Raw genomic sequence first — 321 nt, 5'->3', positions numbered from 1 at the left:
ATGGTAGCACCGCATCAGATCCAATTTGTGCGCCAGATTCATGATGTGGAAAAGAGCTTGCTTTTTAGGGGTGATGTTTTTTGATTTTAAGTAATCTGGATTACCCATGTTGAGGATCAGTTCTGCGTATTTCTTGACATCGTCCTTTGACATTTTGCCCCGTGCATACAGAGTGAACTGTTCAGCACATCGCTGACGATATTCTCGGTACTTATCTGGGTTGCTTTTAAAAGCAAGATCCGATTCGCGTCCAGAAACACTAAAAAGCATGCAAAGTTGCAGTTTCTTCAGTTCTTCACTATTGAGATTCTGGCAGAGCTG

General features: G+C 42.4%; 1 protein-coding gene. It reads right to left on the bottom strand.

Features of this window, described 5'->3' with window-relative positions; genetic code table 11:
- On the bottom strand, positions 1-321 hold a 321-nt coding region (locus tag Lery_RS15695), incomplete at both ends, for a SidE phosphodiesterase domain-containing protein (protein WP_237759191.1).

The organism is Legionella erythra (assembly GCF_001467615.1).
Classification (GTDB): Bacteria; Pseudomonadota; Gammaproteobacteria; order Legionellales; family Legionellaceae; genus Legionella_C; species Legionella_C erythra.
Note: the sequence above shows the minus strand (reverse complement) of the source record. Positions and strands in the feature narration are given on the sequence as shown.